This is a genomic window from Bacillus sp. 11C (assembly GCF_055486375.1).
In genome coordinates, this window is the sequence record NZ_JBUPVZ010000001.1 from 116,069 (window position 1) to 131,559 (window position 15,491).

General features: G+C 44.5%; 18 protein-coding genes. 1 reads left to right on the forward strand and 17 read right to left on the reverse strand.

Going from position 1 to position 15,491, the window contains the following annotated elements; genetic code table 11:
- Positions 1–187: 187 nt before the first annotated feature.
- From moaA to ACY3LV_RS00625, 9 genes are all read right to left on the reverse strand, one after another.
- A complete protein-coding gene (moaA, locus tag ACY3LV_RS00585; protein ID WP_333561067.1) occupies positions 188–1,213 on the reverse strand; it encodes a GTP 3',8-cyclase MoaA in 1,026 nt (341 codons plus the stop codon).
- A 14-nt stretch (positions 1,214–1,227) separates the two neighbouring features.
- Positions 1,228–2,016 (reverse strand): formate dehydrogenase accessory sulfurtransferase FdhD, encoded by a 789-nt coding sequence (fdhD, locus tag ACY3LV_RS00590; protein ID WP_333561068.1) that lies wholly within the window; start codon positions 2,014–2,016, stop codon positions 1,228–1,230.
- 244 nt (positions 2,017–2,260) lie between these two features.
- On the reverse strand, positions 2,261–2,422 hold the full coding sequence (locus tag ACY3LV_RS00595; protein ID WP_087992686.1) for a hypothetical protein: 162 nt from the start codon (positions 2,420–2,422) through the stop codon (positions 2,261–2,263).
- Between the two features lie 92 nt (positions 2,423–2,514).
- Positions 2,515–3,189, reverse strand: coding sequence for a vWA domain-containing protein (locus ACY3LV_RS00600; protein WP_087992687.1), 675 nt, complete (start codon positions 3,187–3,189; stop codon positions 2,515–2,517).
- A 324-nt stretch (positions 3,190–3,513) separates the two neighbouring features.
- Positions 3,514–4,197 carry a vWA domain-containing protein gene (locus tag ACY3LV_RS00605; RefSeq protein WP_148962523.1) on the reverse strand — a complete coding sequence of 228 codons (684 nt, stop codon included), beginning with the start codon at positions 4,195–4,197 and terminating at the stop codon, positions 3,514–3,516.
- A gap of 395 nt (positions 4,198–4,592) precedes the next feature.
- On the reverse strand, positions 4,593–5,624 hold the full coding sequence (gene spoIID, locus ACY3LV_RS00610) for a stage II sporulation protein D (RefSeq protein ID WP_464863187.1): 1,032 nt from the start codon (positions 5,622–5,624) through the stop codon (positions 4,593–4,595).
- A gap of 194 nt (positions 5,625–5,818) precedes the next feature.
- Positions 5,819–7,129: a UDP-N-acetylglucosamine 1-carboxyvinyltransferase gene (gene murA / locus ACY3LV_RS00615; protein ID WP_333517963.1), complete on the reverse strand. Its 1,311-nt coding sequence runs from the start codon at positions 7,127–7,129 to the stop codon at positions 5,819–5,821.
- Between the two features lie 33 nt (positions 7,130–7,162).
- On the reverse strand, positions 7,163–7,903 hold the full coding sequence (locus tag ACY3LV_RS00620; RefSeq protein WP_464863188.1) for a YwmB family TATA-box binding protein: 741 nt from the start codon (positions 7,901–7,903) through the stop codon (positions 7,163–7,165).
- A 133-nt stretch (positions 7,904–8,036) separates the two neighbouring features.
- Entirely contained in the window at positions 8,037–8,267 is a 231-nt protein-coding gene (locus tag ACY3LV_RS00625; RefSeq protein ID WP_003227691.1) for a DUF1146 family protein, read from the reverse strand.
- Between the two features lie 176 nt (positions 8,268–8,443).
- Here ACY3LV_RS00625 and ACY3LV_RS00630 point away from each other — a divergent pair, with 176 nt between their 5' ends.
- On the forward strand, positions 8,444–8,917 hold the full coding sequence (locus ACY3LV_RS00630; RefSeq protein WP_087992692.1) for a hypothetical protein: 474 nt from the start codon (positions 8,444–8,446) through the stop codon (positions 8,915–8,917).
- Positions 8,918–8,949: 32 nt separating this feature from the next.
- Here ACY3LV_RS00630 and ACY3LV_RS00635 read toward each other — a convergent pair whose 3' ends face one another.
- The 8 genes from ACY3LV_RS00635 to atpB all read right to left on the reverse strand — a co-directional run bounded on the left by ACY3LV_RS00635 (position 8,950) and on the right by atpB (position 15,489).
- Positions 8,950–9,348: a F0F1 ATP synthase subunit epsilon gene (locus ACY3LV_RS00635; protein WP_087992693.1), complete on the reverse strand. Its 399-nt coding sequence runs from the start codon at positions 9,346–9,348 to the stop codon at positions 8,950–8,952.
- Positions 9,349–9,371: 23 nt separating this feature from the next.
- A complete protein-coding gene (gene atpD, locus ACY3LV_RS00640; protein WP_010328918.1) occupies positions 9,372–10,790 on the reverse strand; it encodes a F0F1 ATP synthase subunit beta in 1,419 nt (472 codons plus the stop codon).
- A 25-nt stretch (positions 10,791–10,815) separates the two neighbouring features.
- Positions 10,816–11,679 (reverse strand): ATP synthase F1 subunit gamma, encoded by an 864-nt coding sequence (atpG, locus tag ACY3LV_RS00645; protein WP_148962519.1) that lies wholly within the window; start codon positions 11,677–11,679, stop codon positions 10,816–10,818.
- Between the two features lie 76 nt (positions 11,680–11,755).
- Positions 11,756–13,264 (reverse strand): F0F1 ATP synthase subunit alpha, encoded by a 1,509-nt coding sequence (gene atpA / locus ACY3LV_RS00650; RefSeq protein ID WP_148962518.1) that lies wholly within the window; start codon positions 13,262–13,264, stop codon positions 11,756–11,758.
- Between the two features lie 16 nt (positions 13,265–13,280).
- Positions 13,281–13,826: a F0F1 ATP synthase subunit delta gene (locus ACY3LV_RS00655; protein WP_087992695.1), complete on the reverse strand. Its 546-nt coding sequence runs from the start codon at positions 13,824–13,826 to the stop codon at positions 13,281–13,283.
- A complete protein-coding gene (gene atpF / locus ACY3LV_RS00660; protein ID WP_003221894.1) occupies positions 13,823–14,335 on the reverse strand; it encodes a F0F1 ATP synthase subunit B in 513 nt (170 codons plus the stop codon). The genes ACY3LV_RS00655 and atpF overlap by 4 nt, the downstream gene beginning before the upstream one ends.
- Before the next feature lie 161 nt (positions 14,336–14,496).
- Complete coding sequence (atpE, locus tag ACY3LV_RS00665) at positions 14,497–14,709, reverse strand: F0F1 ATP synthase subunit C (RefSeq protein ID WP_003151167.1); 213 nt, start codon at positions 14,707–14,709, stop codon at positions 14,497–14,499.
- Between the two features lie 45 nt (positions 14,710–14,754).
- The gene (gene atpB / locus ACY3LV_RS00670) at positions 14,755–15,489 is read right to left on the reverse strand and encodes a F0F1 ATP synthase subunit A (protein WP_464863189.1); all 735 of its coding nucleotides are present in this window, start codon (positions 15,487–15,489) and stop codon (positions 14,755–14,757) included.
- Positions 15,490–15,491 lie beyond the last annotated feature (2 nt).

Below are 15,491 nucleotides of genomic sequence, written 5' to 3' on the forward strand. Positions count from 1 at the left end.
CAACCCTTTCTATTTTCTAATTGGTTATATTTTATCATAATGTATGGCATTGGAATTAAAAATTCTTACAATGATTCCTTCTTTATGCCTATCCTTATATATTTCGGTGTTTGTAACTATTTTTTGCCCTTGGAATCTTATAAAAAAAGCTTACCGGACAGTGCCGATAAGCTTTTTCACATGAAATTCAGCCGCCAATATAAGACATTTCCACTTTCTTTTTGCCTAATGCTTTTGATAGAGTACGATCGACCGAATACTGATCGATCCGATTTTTCCATACTGTGCCGATCATCTCCGCCAGTTCATCATCATTTAACTCCTGCCGTACCGGCGCTCTGAGGTCAAACCCGCCTGCAGCGAATAAACAGGTAAACAGCTCCCCTCTCGCAGAAAGACGGGCCCTGTTGCATGATCCGCAGAACGCATCAGATACAGATGATATGACGCCGATTTCTCCTGATCCGTCCAAGTAGCGGAATCTGGAAGCCACTTCGCCTATATAATTAGGCGCTATCGGTTCTACCGGCATGTGTCCATTGATCAAATCAATGATTTCCGCCTTTGTCATGACGTCCTTCTTTTCCCATTGGTTGGTGTTGCCCACGTCCATAAATTCGATGAATCTCAGGATATGCCCTTTTTCTTTAAAATAACGCGCCATAGGCATTATATCTTTTTCATTTACGCCCTTTTGGACGACCATGTTGATTTTAACACCGAGCCCCGCTTGCTTCGCCGCTTCAATGCCTTCCAGCACCTTGCTGACAGAAACCCCGCGCCCGTTTATCTTTTTAAACCGCTCGTCCTCTAAGGAATCAAGGCTGATCGTGACCCTTTTCAGCCCGGCTTCCTTGAGCCTCTCCGCATAAACAGGCAGCAGTGATCCATTTGTCGTCATCGCAATATCACGGACACCCGGAATGCGGGCCAGTTTTTTGATTAATTCGGGCATATCCTTTCTCATGAGGGGCTCTCCGCCGGTTAAGCGGATTTTTTCAACGCCGAACCTTGTGACAAACAGCGTCGCAAGCCGTTCCAGCTCCTCAAATGAAAGCAGCTCCTCTTTCTTTAAAAAAGGATAATCCGGGCCGAATAATTCGGCGGGCATACAGTACGTGCATCGGAAGTTGCAGCGGTCTGTAACAGAAATGCGAAGGTCTCTCAGCGGCCTGTTCCTTTTATCCAACATCTGACGCGATTCTGTATTCATAGCTACAGCCCCTCCTATCCCCCGATTCTCTCAGGGTGTGTATATACATTAAATGATCCGTTCCTGACAAATCCGATCGCTGTGATATTTAATTCTTCCGCCATTTGAATCGCAAGCTCCGTTGGGGCCGATTTGGAAATCACAAACGACACGCCGATTTTTGCCGCTTTTAACAGGACTTCTGATGAGATTCTGCCGCTAAACACAATCAGTTTGTCGCGGACAGATATCCCGTTCAGCAGGCAGTGTCCGTATAATTTATCAAGCGCATTGTGCCGGCCGATATCTGCGCGCATCAGGAGCAGCTTCTCTGTGTCGCAAAGCGCCGCATTGTGGACGCCTCCCGTATCCTGAAACGTTTCGCTCCCTTTCTGTAAATCTTTCATAAGCGCCAGACATGCTTCAGGCGATATTTTCATTTGGCTGACAGCCGTTTTTGCGGTTTTGACATCCTGCTGAAAATAAAAATGACGGCCCTTTCCACAGCATGAGCCGATCACCCGTTTTGTATAATCCTTTTGATCCAATGCCTCAGGATGAATGAGATCGACATAAACAAAACCGAGACTTTCATCTATTGTAAACCTTTTAATCTCTTTTTGAAATCGTATAACACCCTCTGATGCGAGAAATCCGATGACAAGCTCTTTGATATGCTCCGGCGTACAAACGAGTGTCACAAATTCACTCCCGTTCAGTATCACTGTCAAAGGATATTCCGTCACTATCCGGTCTTCAATTTTGCTTATTTCCCCTTGTTCATAGCGCCATACATCCCTGACCGCAGTTACTTTATCGTTCAATTTCTCTTCCCCTCCGCAATGTTCCTGCCTTTATATTTTTTCATACTCCCCGGATTTTGTCGAATTCTGAGACATAAAAAGAGCCCTCTATATAAAGGGCTTTCACAGGATGTGTTGACGGCGGTGTTTAGGCAGGACGCCTAAGCATTTAGCCGCCGTTCGTTTCATAACACGTGAGCACCGAGGTGCGTTGACAATAATGCGGGGTTTGTCGACACGCTGAGAGCCCTCTGTATAAAGGGCTCTATGTTTGATTATGCTGATTCTTTTTCACGATCACAAACAGCACAACAGCTGCGATCAAGGTGAGAATGCTGACAAAAAAGAAGGCTGCCAGTTTTAGAAAAACACCGAGCAAGACAAACGCCACGGCGGCTATAAGAAAAATCATTCCTAATAATCTCATATGTTCAACCCCTTTTAAGGGTATCTTTCCCGCACAGATCGTTTTTAAACCAATAGAAAAAGGCGCCTGGGGGAGCGCCTTCATACAAGCGATTACTCAGTAAATTTTTGTGCTTCTTTTTCCCAAGTCTGTTCGAACTCATCCGCGCTGTTCGCTGAAATATATTCTCCACCGCCAGCAACAGCCGCCTGTTTCATCTCTTCGTTTCCTTTCACATCAAAGTTAAATCCAATAATGTTTACAATCGTATCCACATTCGCTTCACGAAGCTTTTCAATTTCAGCCGCTGGATCTCCGCCGCACGTTTCTTCACCATCAGTGATTAAATACACCACGTTTTTTCCGTCTGCGTCAAATGCTTCAAGTTCTTTTCTTGTATCTGAAAGTGCTTTGGCAATCGGCGTCCAGCCAGTTGGCTTGATCTCGCTCAATGAATTGTCAAACAGTGATCCTTCATATGGATGAAGGCCGTAAATGGTTTCCGTCGTGCTGCATGAAAGAGCTTTTCCGGACAGTTTATTGTTTCCAGCATGTCCGAAAACGCGCAGCATGAGATTTGTATCCTTCGGAAGCAGCTCGGCAAAAGACTTGACGGAATTTTTGGCAATATCTATTTTGCGCTCTCCTCCTGTTTTTTGAACCATGCTTCCGCTTCCGTCAAACAAAACAGCCACATTTGTGTCCGCCTGTTTCTCAGCGGCAAAAGACGGGGAGGCAAAGGAGACAGTCAGCAATCCAATGATACCGGCAGCCAGCAATTTTTTCACGTTTAATCTTCCTTTCTTTATCATATTTTCCAACTTTATGTTGGATTATCCTTTATGCTAGAATATGAAAATGCAAAAAGATATAGGGCAAGCTGCCTTTTGTACCGCTTTCACTTTCTGTACAAAATCGCTTGATATGCCGGTGATTTTTAGCTATTTTCGCCCATAAAGTATATACAGACTGTAACACCATTCATTCTTTTTTCTCCTTGGTCAAGAAAGAGAAACGGAAATCTGCTACTATGCTACAGGCTGACAGCGAATCACATTTGAACATTTTGTTACATACAAAAAAGAGGCTGACCATTATCAGCCTCTTTTTTCTTATTCAGATAACATCAATGATTGCTGAGTGAAGATTTTCTCAACATCTTTTTGAGTATACGCAGGGAAGTATTCACCGCCGCCTACTTTCGCAATCGCGTTCAGCTGGCCTTTGTATCCCTCTTTATAATCAAAACCGATCACATTAACAGTGATATTGTCTTTGTGCAGTTCTTTTGCTGTTTTAATCGGATTTCCTCCGCACGTTTCCTCACCGTCTGTCAGCAGATACACTACTTTTTCTCCTTTCGTATCAAGCTGATCAAAAGAAGACTTCGCCTCGTTCAGCGCTTTGGCAATTGGCGTCCAGCCAGTCGGCCCGATTGCATTAAGAGAATTGAGGAAGCTTTGTTCGTTAAAGCTTTGGAAGCCGTATACGTTGCGGATAGATTCACATGACTGAACCTTTCCGGAGTTTTTATTGTTTCCTTCTGAACCAAACACGCTCATTTTCACCTGAGTGCCTTCCGGCAGTGAGCTTGCAAACTTTGAAATTTCTTTTTTAGCTGAATTAAATTTAGATACACCGTCTATTCTTTTCGCCATACTTCCGCTGGCATCAAGCAAAACTGCCACGTTTGCCGGAGCTTCAGCCTCCGCTTCTTTCTTTTCAGCTGCAAAAGCAGGTGAGGTTAATCCAAATAACAAGCCTGTCATCATGATCAGTGAAAATCTTTTCTTCATGCTCGTACCCCTTTACAAGTTTGTTTCTGCGTGCAGATGTTCAACGCTGAACATCATTAATCGTAATCGACAAAAACAGAGAAATAAATAGGGCGGGCTTCCCCATTGCTGTTGTTTACTTTTGCATAGAAACCTTTGTTTTTATTAGTGATTTCCGCCTAACACTATTAAGAAAAAAGAAGATTGTCGGCCTTTCGGCTTTCGTTATATGAGTCTGTCGAAGTCTGTCGATATATGTGGATTACTTTACCACAATCTCAAAGTGAGCAATCAGGAAAAAGGAACTGATTCCCTTGTCGCCCTAAAGGCTGTCAGGAGCTTCTCTCAACCATTTCAACCGCTCTTAGATAAAAGATATTTAAGAACAGAAAAAGACGCTCAATGAGCGTCTTTTTCTACTTCTTCGCCATATATTTATTCAAAAACGAATCTGCTTCAGAAATTTGTGTACCTTGATAATAGTACTTCACAATGTCATCAACCGTTTTTCCTTCTTTCGCCATAAAATTCGCGCCATATTGGCTCATCCCGACACCGTGGCCAAATCCTCTCGTCGTGACTGTAATCGAGTCTCCGCTTCGCTTCCATTCAAAATCGGCTGAATTGAGGCCCAGTTTTTCGCGTATGTCTCTTCCTTTCAGCGTCTTGCCGTTAATAACGGCTGTTGCGACCTGGCGGCCCGGTGTTTCTCCGGTAATCTGTCCGACTGTGCCAGACCCATCCAGCTTGACGCCAAGCTTTTGCTCAAATTCTGAGGCTGTAAAGGTTTTCGTTGCCTTATATTTAGGAGACTTTTTATCCCAAGCGCTTTTGACGCTTTTTAAATATGGTATGGCACTTGTCCAATAGGCTTCAGCATTTTCTGTGTAGCCGTTGCTTGTGGAGAAAAAGGAGGCTTCAATCGGCTGGTTGTTGTACGTTAGGATTTTGCCTTGCGTGCTGGCAACCGCATCTGTGATTTTCTTCAGCTTTCCCTCATAGCTCGCGCCCCACTGTTTTTTCAGCTCCGTTTTGCTTTTATACACCTGAAACATCTGTGTATCATCCACCAGTGAACCTTTAGGAGCCTCTACCGCTGAATTTGAGACCATCAGTCTGACAATAAACGTTCTGGCGGCGAGAGCCTGAGCTTTCAGCGCTTCAGATTCAAAGGTTGCCGGCATTTCGGAGGCGACGACTCCAATCACATACTCTTCAAGCGGAATGTTTTCTACGGATTGATTTGCGGTTCGATAGACGGGAATAGAAACAGGCGATGCTTTCAACGTTTCCGCTCCTTTTGATGCCGATTTCATGCTGACTGCTGTCTTTCCTGATTCTACACTGGCCCCCGCCTCTTTGTTATGCTGGAATGGTATGACCAAGAGTGTGGGAACCAAGAGAATCAATGCACATAGTATGGATAGTGTGATTACGAATTGTTTCATATTCAGCTGCCTCCTGCTCGGAATTCGACTCTAGTCTAGTCTATGGGCAGGGACAAGCTAATATGACTCTCGTTTTGGACAGAAACTTTATTTGTCATTTACGTATTCTTTTTTGCTATTTTGCGCATAATGATGATAATACACGAAAAATAAAAACCAGTATGCCAAAGTGACATACTGGTTTTTAGGTAAGTTTATGCGTTTAAGTCAGAAACGACTTCTTTGTTCTCTTGCTCAGAAGCAGACTCATCATTTACACGTTCGATGTCTGCGCCAATACCCTCAAGCTTCTTATGGAAATCGACGTAACCGCGGTCTAAGTGCTTCAGTTCAGTAACACGCGTATGACCTTCAGCCACTAACCCCGCAAGAATCAGCGCTGCACCTGCACGCAAGTCAGTCGCTGCAACTTCAGCTCCCTGAAGCTGTACAGGACCGTTAATGATGACAGAACGTCCTTCAATCTTGATATCACCATTCATACGGCGGAATTCTTCCGCATGCATAAAACGGTTTTCAAAAACAGTTTCTGTAATCATGCTTGTGCCGCTTGCACGAAGCAGAAGCGCCATCATTTGTGACTGCATATCAGTCGGGAAGCCCGGATGAGGCATCGTTTTAATGTCAATCGGTTTGAGTTCTTTCGGGCCGATGACACGCAGGCCTTCACCTTCATCCTTAATCGTTACACCCATCTCTTCCATTTTTGCAATTAAAGAGGTGAGGTGTTCAGGAACCGCTCCTTTAACTAATACGTTTCCTTCAGTGATTGCAGCAGCAACCATAAATGTGCCCGCTTCAATGCGGTCAGGAATAATATGGTGTTTTACGCCGTAAAGCTTTTCGACACCTTCAATTTTGATGGTGCCGGTGCCAGCTCCGCGGATTTTTCCGCCCATGCCGTTGATATAGTTTGCTAAATCAACGATTTCGGGTTCTTTCGCCACGTTCTCCAGCGTTGTTGTTCCTTCAGCCAGAGCGGCTGCCATAATCAGATTCTCAGTAGCTCCTACACTTGGGAAGTCCAGATAGATTTTTGCGCCTTGCAGACGGCCGTTTACTTCAGCTTCGATGAATCCATTGCCGACTTTGATTTCTGCGCCCATTGCTTCAAAACCTTTTAAATGCTGATCGATCGGTCTGGAACCAATTGCGCATCCGCCCGGAAGCGCAACTCTTGCATGACCTGTACGCGCAAGAAGCGGCCCCATAACAAGCACGGACGCACGCATTTTACGAACATATTCAAAAGGTGCTTCAGTTTGCAAAGCGTATGAAGCATTTACAGTCACTTCATTATTTTCAAAATGCACATCTGCTCCTAAATGACGCAACACTTCGTTAATTGTATATACATCGGAGAGCGTAGGTACATCACAAATTACGCTTTTTTCTTCACTTGCTAATAAAGATGCAGCGATAACAGGTAAAACGGCATTTTTAGCGCCTTCAACTTTGACTGTGCCGTTTAACTTTTGACCGCCGCGGACGATGATTTTTTCCAAGGTATTCCCCTCCGCGTCCCTAAATTCTCTATATTAATATTCAGTCGTAACGATTGGTGTGCCAACCGTAACGGTATGTTTTCCGCCCATTCCTGCACTTCTAAGTGCAATTTGCAAATTCATTTTATGTTTCGAGGTCATGATGGACTCTTTCCACTCATCTGTAAACGCAGAAATAGAAACGAAATTTGGCTCAACTACATGTTCTACAGTTCTTGCTTGAAATTCATTTAATAACTGATTTGCTTTTTTTTGCAAAACAATATTCATATTATCATCTAAATGACCATTTAGACAAGTAAAAATAACTACTTTTTCTTGGAATATCCCGAGTGACTCACGTTCAAACTGTTCATATGTATCATTCCAGCTATTCGGTGTCTCAAGACTCATTTGCTCATATAATAAATACGAAGTTGGGTTGTGTTTTTTGAGGGTTGTGACAAGCTGCAGCCTAAAAGAAGTGCGATTTTTTTTGTCAGTATATGTGCCCATTGCCTTTACGACCTTATCTTCCTGTGCAAGTGTCCAATCATATTGACGATATTTTGTTTTTAAACGTTGCACTTTTTGATAAAATTCTTTTTCGGTCAGCGATATGTTTTGTTTGGCATGCAATGTCCATTTATCTATTGACACATCTTGGCGTTTCATCCCCTCAGCGATTTGCGCTAACGGCGTTAACTCACTCGCATGAATGGTATGAAAAAAAGCTATGACGAAGCTTAACATCACGGAAATGATAATGGCGCGGCTTACTTGTTTTTTGTACATGTTCATCTCTCCCCCTTATCCCCAGTTTTACCGGAGGCGAGAGGCGCCATACGTAAAAATCTTCGTCAAAACTCGAGCTATTCGCTTATACCCCTTCCCCAACCATTCCCGTGATTATGATGTTCAAAACCTATTAAAATAGATAGGGAAGCTGCTGTGAATAATTGAGGTAATCTAAAAAGAAATTTGCAACGGCCGTTCCAATAGCGATTGTCAGCAAAATCATCAGGAGTCTAGCCTGCACAACTTTGCCTTTTTTGATTAACGGATCGATATTGACGGCTTGCAGTGCCCACCAAGTCACCGCTATAAAAATCAAGTGAACGACAATGCCGATTGCAGCCTGCTGTCCTAATACACTCATCTATTCCACTCCTTTCATCCTTTCTCCGCGTTTTACCCTTTCTTATTATATAAGAAGCACAGATAAAGATGATACCTTTTATACAGAACGGAATAATCAGCCAAATCTAGGGTTAATCCCCGCTTAAAGTACGATTCTCTTACATGGTATACTTTGTTGGAAAGGAGCTGGCAAACGTGAATCATTCTTTTTTTCAGCCTGAAAAGCAATACGGTGAGGATCTGCCAATTTTTGAACAGGAATGGGAAGCAATTGCATTCTATTATGATTATAGACAGTCACAGATTGAAGAACTGAATGAATTGTGTCAGTTTTATAACATTTCTCTTACCTATACGAGAGAAAGCCTTGAAGAGCTTGAAAACCTTTATTTTCAAAGTATACAAGAGCTTTTGCTTGCTGATTGGAATCTTCCTATTGAAGAATTCGAGAAAATGATCAGTGTGTATCTTATAGATTGCGTGATTGCCCATCATGAAGATGCGGAATGGATCGTAAAGCCTTACCCATACACAGACGGCGCTTATACAATGGGTTTCAGAAGACATCGTAAATCATGGCATACCGTGAATTGCTGTGATCGTTTATACTTGCGGCAAAAAGAGAGTCAGCCGCTGCTGTCGCTGTTTGATTCTCTTATGCGGTCATAAAAAAATCCTTCTCATAAAGAGAAGGATTTTTTCTATTTCCCTGCTACATCCAATCTGTTCAAAGCCCGCTGTAACGCAAACTCAGCCCGACGAATGTCAGTATCACCTGATTGAGAATTCAAACGCTCCTGCGCCCGCTGGCGTGCAGCTTCAGCGCGCTCTTTATCGATGCCTTCCGCTGTCTCCGCAGTTTGGGCAAGGATGGTCACATGATCAGGACGGACTTCTACAAACCCGCCGCTGACGGCAACCAATTCAGTCTGTCCGTCTTTTTTCAGACGGACAGCGCCAATTTTAAGAGGAGCCACGGTTGGAATATGACCTGGCAAAATACCGAGATCGCCGCTTTCGGCTCTCACACTCACCATTTCAATATCCGCATCGTATACTGGGCCGTCGGGAGTAACGATATTGACTTTAACGGTCTTCATGCTTTTACCCTCCTAGGACCAGATTAAACTTCTACACCCATTTCTTTTGCTTTCTCAACAACTTCTTCGATACGGCCTACAAGACGGAACGCATCTTCAGGAAGATGGTCGTATTTGCCGGCTAAGATTTCTTTGAAACCTTGAACCGTTTCTTTTACAGGCACGTAAGAACCTTTTTGTCCAGTGAACTGTTCAGCCACGTGGAAGTTTTGAGAAAGGAAGAACTGAATGCGGCGTGCGCGTTGAACGACAAGCTTGTCTTCATCACTCAATTCATCCATACCGAGAATCGCAATGATATCTTGAAGCTCTTTGTAACGCTGAAGCGTTGATTGTACTTCACGGGCAACTGCATAATGCTCTTCTCCGACAATTTCAGGAGCAAGGGCGCGTGATGTAGAAGCCAACGGATCAACCGCGGGGTAAATACCCATTTCTGTTAGCTTACGCTCAAGGTTTGTTGTCGCATCCAAGTGAGCGAACGTTGTTGCCGGCGCCGGGTCAGTGTAGTCATCGGCAGGCACGTAGATCGCCTGGATAGATGTAACTGATCCAACGTTTGTAGACGTGATACGCTCTTGAAGCTGACCCATTTCAGTCGCAAGCGTCGGCTGATAACCAACCGCTGAAGGCATACGGCCAAGAAGGGCTGAAACCTCGGAACCCGCTTGTGTGAAACGGAAAATGTTATCGATGAAGAACAGTACGTCCTGTCCTTGTTCATCACGGAAGTGCTCAGCCATTGTAAGGCCTGTCAAAGCAACACGCATACGGGCGCCCGGCGGCTCGTTCATTTGTCCGAATACCATGGCTGTTTTGTTGATTACGCCAGAGTCGCTCATTTCGTAGAACAGGTCGTTCCCTTCACGAGTACGCTCCCCTACACCGGCGAATACAGAGATACCGCCGTGCTCTTGCGCGATGTTGTTGATTAATTCCTGGATTAATACGGTTTTACCTACACCGGCACCGCCGAACAAACCGATCTTACCGCCCTTGATGTATGGAGCAAGCAAGTCAACAACTTTAATACCTGTTTCAAGAATTTCAACTTCTGTTGAAAGCTGATCAAACGAAGGCGCCTGTCTGTGAATCGGATCCTTTTTCGCATCCGCGGAAAGCGGCTCATTCAAATCAATATTTTCTCCGAGTACGTTAAATACACGGCCGAGTGTTACATCACCAACTGGTACTGAGATTGGCGCTCCTGTATCAATAGCTTCCATTCCGCGCTGAACACCGTCCGTAGATGCCATTGCGATTGTACGGACTGTATCATCGCCTAAATGAAGAGCGACCTCAAGCGTTAAATCAATACCTACTTCGTTTTCACTTGCTGGCTGTGAAACTTTAATCGCATTATAAATTTCAGGCAAATGACCGTCTTCAAAACGCACGTCGACGACCGGCCCTAATACCTGGCTAACGCGTCCTTTCTTCATCGCTATCCCTCCTGACAAAATCTTTCTATTCTAAAGCGGCTGCTCCGCCGACAATTTCCGTAATTTCTTGTGTGATGGCTGCTTGGCGAGCGCGGTTGTAAGAAAGCGAAAGTGAATCGATAAGTTCCTTCGCGTTGTCTGTCGCGTTTTTCATCGCCGTCATTCTTGCAGCGTGCTCACTTGCTTTACTGTCAAGAAGTGCACCGAAAATTAAGCTTTCCGCGTATTGAGGAAGCAAAACCTCCAGAACCTCCTCTTCAGACGGTTCAAATTCATAAGACGCCGTTCTTTTACCGCCGCCGCTGCCCAAATCAGATAACGGCAGAAGTTTTTTCTCCGTTACTTCTTGAGAAATGGCGCTGACAAAATGGTTATAAACAAGGTGCAATTCATCATACGCACCATCTGTAAACATTTGGATCGTTTGTCGGGCAAGATCCTTAATTTGTGTAAACGTTACTTCATCTCCAAGCCCTGTTAACTCGGAAATGATCGGAATTTCACGTTTCTTAAAGAAATCACGGCCCACTCTTCCGATGACGATCACCGCGTACTCATCCTTAGACTGATGACGTTCTTGCATGGCCTGATAAGCACTTCGTAAAACCGAACTGTTAAAAGCGCCGGCAAGACCGCGGTCAGACGTAATGACTAGGTATGCTGTCTTTTTCACTTCTCTGCTGACAAGCATCGGATGCTTCACGTTGCCGGAAACTCTTCCGACGTTTGACACAACCTCTTGGATCTTATCCATATATGGCACAAATGATTTTGCATTGTTTTCAGCACGATTCAGCTTAGCCGCAGATACCATCTGCATGGCTTTTGTAATCTGGCTTGTTTTTTTCGTTGACGTGATCCTTGACTTAATATCGCGTAATGAGGCCAAAGATTTCACCACCTTTTCTCTTCATCTGCGTAAAAAGAGAGAAAAAGAGAACCTTTTTCTCTCATCAGCATTCGAGTTAGTTGCTTGGTGCAAATGTGCGTTTGAAGCCTTCGATTGCAGCTTTGAAGTCTTCATCAGCAGGAAGGTTTCCTGTTTTCGCAATTCCATCAAGCAGTTCTTTATGGTTTTGGTCAAGGTACATGTAGTACTCTTCTTCAAAACGTCTGATGTCCGCTACAGGAATATCATCAAGATGTCCTTTTGTCAGCGCATAAAGAATGGCTACTTGCTTTTCAACCGGAAGCGGCTTGTTCAGGTCCTGCTTCAGCACTTCAACTGTACGCGCACCGCGGTTCAGTTTCGCCTGAGTCGCTTGGTCGAGGTCAGATCCGAATTGAGCGAATGCTTCCAGTTCACGGTATGACGCAAGATCAAGACGCAACGTTCCTGATACTTTTTTCATCGCTTTGATTTGCGCTGAACCGCCGACACGGGATACAGACAATCCGGCGTTGATCGCTGGACGTACGCCTGAGAAGAACAAATCAGATTGCAGGAAGATTTGTCCGTCGGTGATAGAGATAACGTTCGTCGGAATATAAGCAGAGATATCTCCGGCTTGTGTTTCTACGAACGGCAGAGCTGTAATTGATCCTGCGCCTTTCGCGTCGCTAAGCTTTGCTGCACGCTCAAGCAGGCGGGAATGAAGATAGAATACATCCCCAGGGAACGCTTCACGGCCCGGCGGACGGCGAAGAAGCAAGGACAGCTCACGGTAAGCAGCCGCTTGTTTAGAAAGATCATCGTATACAACAAGAACGTGCTTGCCGTTGTACATAAATTCTTCTGCCATTGTAACCCCCGCATACGGAGCCAGGTACAGAAGCGGTGCCGGCTGTGACGCAGACGCCGTTACAACGATTGTATAATCAAGCGCGCCGTGCTTACGCAATGTTTCTACTACGCCGCGGACTGTTGATTCTTTTTGACCGATCGCAACGTATACGCAGATCATGTCTTGGTCTTTTTGGTTCAGGATCGAGTCGATCGCAACAGAAGTTTTACCTGTTTGACGGTCACCGATGATCAGCTCACGCTGGCCGCGGCCGATTGGGATCAGTGCGTCGATCGCTTTAATACCTGTTTGAAGCGGTTCATGAACGGATTTACGGTCCATAACGCCTGGTGCATTGCTTTCGATCGGACGTGTTTTGCTTGTCAGGATCGGGCCAAGTCCGTCTACCGGCTGACCTAATGGGTTCACAATACGGCCGATAAGTTCTTCACCGACAGGAACCTCCATGATGCGGCCTGTTCTTTTTACTTCGTCTCCCTCACGGATCTCACTGAAAGGCCCTAAGATAACGATACCTACGTTTGATTCCTCAAGGTTTTGGGCCATACCCAGAACGCCGTTTGAAAATTCGACAAGTTCACCGGCCATACAGTTGTCAAGACCGTGCACACGCGCAATACCGTCACCGACTTGGATGACTGTACCTACGTCTTGAACTTCAATATCAGATTGATAATTTTGTATTTGCTGTTTTATCAGCGTGCTAATCTCTTCAGCTTTGATGCTCACTTAGGTTTCACCCCTTCTATCGATTTTCCCCGGCTAGTTGACGTTCAATGCGCTGAAGCTTTCCGCTTACGCTGCCGTCAAAAATCCGGTTTCCAATGCGGACTTTAATGCCGCCTATTAAATCCGTCTGCACTTCATTTTTGATTCTCAGTGAAGCGACTCCGGCTTTTTGTGCAAACACTTGTGATAATGATGAAATTTCCGTATCCGTCAGCGGTTTCACTGAATATACGATTGCGTCTTCTGTTTGACGGGCCTCATTTGCGAGTTTGATAAACTCATCTGTGAGATCAGGCACAATCGCTGCCCGATGGCGGTCAATCAAAAGAAAAATCGTATTGAGCACGGTCTGTGACAAAGAGCCAAATACATTTTGAATCAACTCTTTTTTCTTCGCAGCCGGCACCTTCGGATGGTTTAACACATCATTAAGCGCTTTTTCATTTTGAAATACTTCTTTTACAACGATTAGCTCTTCTTCTACTTGATTCAGCTGAGCGGACTCATTGGCAATATCAAAAAGAGCTGACGCATATCGTTTAGAGACAGCTGATCCACTCATCGGCTTTCTCCTACCTCTTTAAGATAGTCCTGAATCAATTTCTCTTGAGCCTGTTCATCCAGTTCTTTTTCGATTACTTTCGACGCAATCATGACAGATAGAGACGCTACTTGCTCACGGAGAGCAGAAACCGCCTGTTCTTTCTCCTTCACGATTTCAGTTCTTGCTGCTTCTTTCAGACGTTCAGATTCTGCACGTGCAGCCTGAATAATCTCTTCTTTTTGCTTATCTCCCAGTTTCTTTGCGTTTTCGATAAGAGTTTGGGATTCCTGTCTTGCTTCTTTTAAAAGAACGCGCTGCTCTTCAATCAGCTGCTGCGCTTCTTTATTTTTTTCTTCAGCAGACGTAATTTCTCCAGCGATATGGTCTTCACGCTGTTTCATTATGTTTAATAGCGGCCCTAAAGCGTATTTCTTCAGAAGCGCTAATAAGATTAACATAGCTAACAGTTGGAACAGAATATCTCCGCCGTTAAACGACAATCCTAGTTCAAGTGGTAATTGAGACATCTACTACGGCAACTCCCTTCTGCAGGTTTTCTTTGCTGATCCAGCAGCCGCACTTGTCTCTTTTCAGCCGGCAAGGCGGGATGCTTATCAGACATAAAGCAATGGCGAAGGTTCTCTTGGAATGATCTTCGCCATTTTTAGTTCATATAAGGCTTTTATGCTTAGCCAAAGAACGCTAAGAATGCGATAACGACAGCGATAATTGGAAGGGCTTCAACTAATGCGATACCCATAAACATAAGAGTTCTAAGTTCTTTACCTGCTTCCGGCTGACGGGCAATCCCCTCTACCGTACGTGAAACAATCAAACCGTTACCAATACCTGCACCAAGTGCGCCTAAACCAATTGCAATTGCAGCTGCTATTAAATTCATGAAAAAGTTCCTCCTTTTAAATGTTATCCGTTTGGATATAATGTTTTAATGATCATGACTGATTTTATGAGACATGTACACCATCGTGAGCATTGTAAAGATAAAAGCTTGGATGGCACCTATAAATAAACTGAATGCTTGCCATGCCAGCATCGGCAGAATAGCGCCGATTGTACCGACAAGACCGAGAGCCACGCTTTGCGAATAATGGCTTGTCGCTAAACCCGCAAGCAGGCCGAGAAGAATCTCACCGGCGAAGATGTTACCATAAAGCCGCAATCCGAGAGTCAGCGTATTCGCAAACTCTTCGATAATTTTCATCGGGAGCATGAATGGAACAGGTCTTAAATATTCTTTGGAATATTCCTTGAGCCCTTTCATCTTCACACCATAGTAGTGGGTTAAAGCGACAACCATCACGGCTAGCGTTAATGTAATGGCAGGGTCGGCTGTCGGAGATTTCCACCAGAGCTCATGTCCGATTGTAATAGAGAACGGCAGCCCCAGCATATTCGACACAAATATGTACATCAGCAATGTGACACCAAGTGCCAAGAAGTTAGCCCCTGTTTTCAAATCCATTGTACTGCCGATAATATTGCGGACGAAATCCACAACCCATTCCATAAAATTCTGGGCTTTTCCGGGACGGATCGAAAGCGTTCTTGTCGTTAATATCGCAATCAATAAAACAATCACACTCGCCACAGTAATCATCAGAATGTTTGTCAGATTAAAAGTAAGACCTAGAAATTCAATAGTTCTGTATTCATGATTCAAAG

What these genes read in the sequence shown, in the direction of transcription:
- moaA (WP_333561067.1), bottom strand. Translation starts at nt 1,213, where the DNA reads ATGAATACAGAATCGCGTCAGATGTTGGATAAAAGGAACAGGCCGCTG.
- ACY3LV_RS00595 (WP_087992686.1), bottom strand. Translation starts at nt 2,422, where the DNA reads ATGAGATTATTAGGAATGATTTTTCTTATAGCCGCCGTGGCGTTTGTC.
- ACY3LV_RS00605 (WP_148962523.1), bottom strand. Translation starts at nt 4,197, where the DNA reads ATGAAGAAAAGATTTTCACTGATCATGATGACAGGCTTGTTATTTGGA.
- spoIID (WP_464863187.1), bottom strand. Translation starts at nt 5,624, where the DNA reads ATGAAACAATTCGTAATCACACTATCCATACTATGTGCATTGATTCTC.
- ACY3LV_RS00620 (WP_464863188.1), bottom strand. Translation starts at nt 7,903, where the DNA reads ATGTACAAAAAACAAGTAAGCCGCGCCATTATCATTTCCGTGATGTTA.
- ACY3LV_RS00625 (WP_003227691.1), bottom strand. Translation starts at nt 8,267, where the DNA reads ATGAGTGTATTAGGACAGCAGGCTGCAATCGGCATTGTCGTTCACTTG.
- ACY3LV_RS00635 (WP_087992693.1), bottom strand. Translation starts at nt 9,348, where the DNA reads ATGAAGACCGTTAAAGTCAATATCGTTACTCCCGACGGCCCAGTATAC.
- atpD (WP_010328918.1), bottom strand. Translation starts at nt 10,790, where the DNA reads ATGAAGAAAGGACGCGTTAGCCAGGTATTAGGGCCGGTCGTCGACGTG.
- ACY3LV_RS00655 (WP_087992695.1), bottom strand. Translation starts at nt 13,826, where the DNA reads ATGAGTGGATCAGCTGTCTCTAAACGATATGCGTCAGCTCTTTTTGAT.
- atpF (WP_003221894.1), bottom strand. Translation starts at nt 14,335, where the DNA reads ATGTCTCAATTACCACTTGAACTAGGATTGTCGTTTAACGGCGGAGAT.
- atpE (WP_003151167.1), bottom strand. Translation starts at nt 14,709, where the DNA reads ATGAATTTAATAGCAGCTGCAATTGCAATTGGTTTAGGCGCACTTGGT.